This window comes from Bradyrhizobium sp. P2_E8 (genome assembly GCF_056403875.1).
In genome coordinates, this window is record NZ_JBFUES010000807.1 from 1 (window position 1) to 3,503 (window position 3,503).

At 65.3% G+C, this 3,503-nt stretch carries 3 protein-coding genes; 2 read left to right on the forward strand and 1 reads right to left on the reverse strand.

The annotated features are described in order from the left end of the window. A partial coding sequence (locus AC1D00_RS32185) for a S1C family serine protease (RefSeq protein WP_025575966.1) occupies positions 1-969 on the reverse strand: 969 nt, incomplete at its 3' end. 292 nt (positions 970-1,261) lie between these two features. Here AC1D00_RS32185 and AC1D00_RS32190 point away from each other — a divergent pair. Both AC1D00_RS32190 and AC1D00_RS32195 read left to right on the forward strand, forming a co-directional pair. Next, positions 1,262-2,680, forward strand: coding sequence for a M20 family metallopeptidase (locus AC1D00_RS32190; protein WP_477013437.1), 1,419 nt, complete (start codon positions 1,262-1,264; stop codon positions 2,678-2,680). Between the two features lie 261 nt (positions 2,681-2,941). Beyond that, on the forward strand, positions 2,942-3,503 hold a 562-nt coding region (locus tag AC1D00_RS32195; protein ID WP_477013438.1), incomplete at its 3' end, for an ABC transporter substrate-binding protein.

Here is a 3,503-nt window from a genome sequence, read left to right on the forward strand (position 1 = left end):
GTGCAGCTTGGGCGCCTTCAACAGCTTGAAGCGGTCGGTCGAGGTCACCGTGACGTCGAAGGTGACGCCTTCATGATGCACGGTGAGCGGCACGTCGACGCCGGCGGCGCCGAGCGCCCACATCTTCTTGTAGAAGGCGGTCTGGCTCGTGATCTTCTCGCCGTCAACGGCAAGGATGACGTCGCCGGTCTTGAGCTCGGCGCGAGCGGCCGGACCATTGGCGGAGATTCCGATCACCACCACGCGGTTGTCGATCTCGGTCGAATAGAGTCCGAGCCAGGGCCGCGACGGCTTGTTGACGCGGCCGAACTTGCGCAGATCCTCCAGGATCGGCTTCAACAGGTCGATCGGCACGATCATGTTGACGTGCTCGCCCTTGCCGTCGCGTTCGCGCTCGAGCTGAAGCGAGCCGATGCCGATCAACTCGCCGCGCTCGTTGAGCAAGCCGGTGCCGCCCCAGTTCGGGTGCGCGGGATAGGTGAAGACAGCCTCGTCCAGCAGATATTCCCAGTAGCCGGCGAATTCCTGCTTGGCCACGATCTGGCTCGCAACCGATCGCGTGCGGCCGCCGGCGCCGCCGACCACGACGCGGTCGCCGACCCGGGTCTGCGCCGAGTTGCCGAGCGGCAAGGGTTCGACGTCGAGCTTACCCAGCGCCTGCACGAGGCCGAAGCCGGTGACGGAATCGAAACCCAGGGCATGTCCTTCGACGACGCGCCCGTCGGCGAGGTGCAGCCACACCGATTCCGCCTCGGTGATGAGATAACCGATGGTCAGCACCAGCCCGTCGTCGATCACGACGCCGTTGCCGGCGCGCTCGGTGCCCAGCGTCTCGGCGCTGAACGCGTCGGGCGGGATGATGGCGTGCAGGCCGACGACGGACGCGAGCGCGCGGTCGAGATCGAAACCGTATTCGCTCGCACGCGGCTGATTGGCCGGCGGCACTCTCCATTCGGTCAGGGCGGGCATGGAGTTCTCCTGGCTAGTGCATCGCTCCGCCGTGGCCGGCGGGACGACGCGCGAAGCACGCATAATTTAGGCTGGAGAAGGCCGTCTTGAAAGCCTCGTTCCTCAACTATTCCGCAGAACGCGGCGTGAAATCTTCGAAAGTCGCGGGATCGTTTCGCGCGCGGTCGGCGGCCCGGCGGCCCTTCGATCCGGCATCCGCCGCATGGCTGCTGTCCGGCGAGGTGCTAGGCGCCGTGCATTGAAGCTGCTAACGATTGCCGCTTCGTTTGACCAAGAGATCACGGACCGAAGCATGGATAACCGCAGCGACATCTGGCGTGGCGTCGACACGATCAAGACGCGTTTCATCGACCTCAGCGACAAGGTCTGGGGCATGCCGGAGGTTTGTTACACCGAGGCGCGGTCGGCCGCCGAGCATCTCGCCGAGTTGCGCCATCAGGGCTTCCGTATCACCGAGAACGTCGCCGGCATCCCGACCGCGCTGATCGGCGAATGGGGCGAGGGCGGACCGGTCATCGCCTTCATGGGGGAATATGACGCGCTGCCGGGCCTCAGCCAGGAGGCAGGCGTTGCGGAACACCGTCCCGTCGAGACCGGCGGCCACGGCCATGGCTGCGGTCACAATCTGCTCGGTTCCGCGGCGCTGCTGGCCGCGACCGCGGTGAAGGACTGGCTCGCCGAGAACAAGGTGCCGGGCCGCGTGCGCTACTACGGCTGTCCGGCAGAAGAAGGCGGCGCGGCAAAGGCGTTCATGGTGCGCTCCGGCGCGTTCGAAGACACCGACATCGCCATCACCTGGCATCCGCACAGCTTCTGGGAAGTGGCGGTGACGCCGTCGCTCGCCAATACGCGGGCCGACTTCATCTTCACCGGCCRCACCTCGCACGCCGCCGCCTCGCCGCATCTTGGCCGTTCCGCGCTCGATGCGGTGGAGCTGATGAATGTCGGCGTGAACTACATGCGCGAGCACATGCCGAGCGACGCGCGGGTGCATTACGCGCTGCTCGACACGGGCGGCATTGCGCCCAACGTGGTGCAGGCGCATGCGCGCGTGCGCTACTCGATCCGCGCCCGCGACCTGCCCGGAATGAACGAGCTGGTCGGTCGCGTCAGCAAGATCGCAGAGGGCGCGGCGCTGATGACCGAGACCAAGGTCGAGATGAAGATCATCTCCGCGGTCTCCAACATCCTGCCGAATACGCCGCTGGAGCAGGCGCTGCATCGGGTCATGGAAGAGCTCGGACCGCCGCATTTCGACGACGCGGACAAGGGGTTTGCCACCCAGATCCGATCGACGCTGAGCGACAAGGACATCGCCTCGGTCTACTACGCGATCGGGATGGAGCCGACCGATCGGCCGCTGGCCGACTTCCTGGTGCCGCTCGATGCCAAGCGCAACCCGCTGGTCGGCTCGACCGACGTCGGCGATGTGAGCTGGGTGGTGCCGACGGTGCAGGTTCACGCACCAACGGTTGCAATCGGCACGCCGTTCCACACCTGGCAGGTGGTGGCGCAGGGCAAGAGCCCGCACGCCCACAAGGCCATGGTGCAGGCGGCCAAGGCGATGGCGGGTATCGGCATCAAGGCGCTCACGGAACCGGAGCTGATCAAGGCCGCGAAAGCCGACCTTGCGAGGCGAACGGCCAAGACACCTTATGTCTGTCCGCTGCCGGACCACGTCGCRCCACCGCTGAATATGTCCGTGGTGTAGAATTCGTCTCGATACTTCGTCTGATCCGGCGAACAAATTTTCCGCAGTGCAACGTGGAATCCGGCGTGTTTTGACGACGGATTGCCGAACGCTTGGGCTCCGGAACGCGGTTTTGCCCAACGGACAGCCAGAACACCGTTTGCATACACACGGTCGCAGTTGACGGGCGGCCTATTCAGTGTGCCATCTACGGCCAGACAAAACCCGGCGGTCGCATCGCGGCCGCCTGCATCCATTCGGGAACCAGACGGGGGACAAACCATGCTGGATAAAGAACTGCGTTCGATGATCGGCCAAGTGAAGGACGGACGGATGGATCGCCGCGCCTTCATCCAGCGTCTCGCCGCTGTCGGTCTGACTGCCCCGCTGGCCAACCAGATCCTCGCGCTGGGCGGCGTCGCCATGGCGGAAGGCGTTTCGACCTACAAGCCGACCAAGCGCGGCGGCGGCGGTGCGCTGAAGCTGTTGTGGTGGCAGGGGCCGACCCTGCTCAACCCGCATTTCGCCACCGGCACCAAGGACCAGGACGGTTCGCGCCTGTTCTACGAGCCGCTTGCCTGTTGGGATCCGGACGGCAACATGAAGCTGGTTCTGGCCGCGGAAATCCCGTCGATCCAGAACGGCGGCCTCGCCGCCGACGGCAAGTCGGTGACCTGGAAGCTCAAGGCCGGCGTCAAATGGCATGACGGCAAGCCGTTCACAGCCGACGACGTCGTGTTCAACTGGGAATATTCCAAGGATCCCGCGACCTCCGCGGTCACGATTGCGACCTATCGCGACATCGTCGTCGAGAAGGTGGATGACCTCACCGTCCGCATCCTCT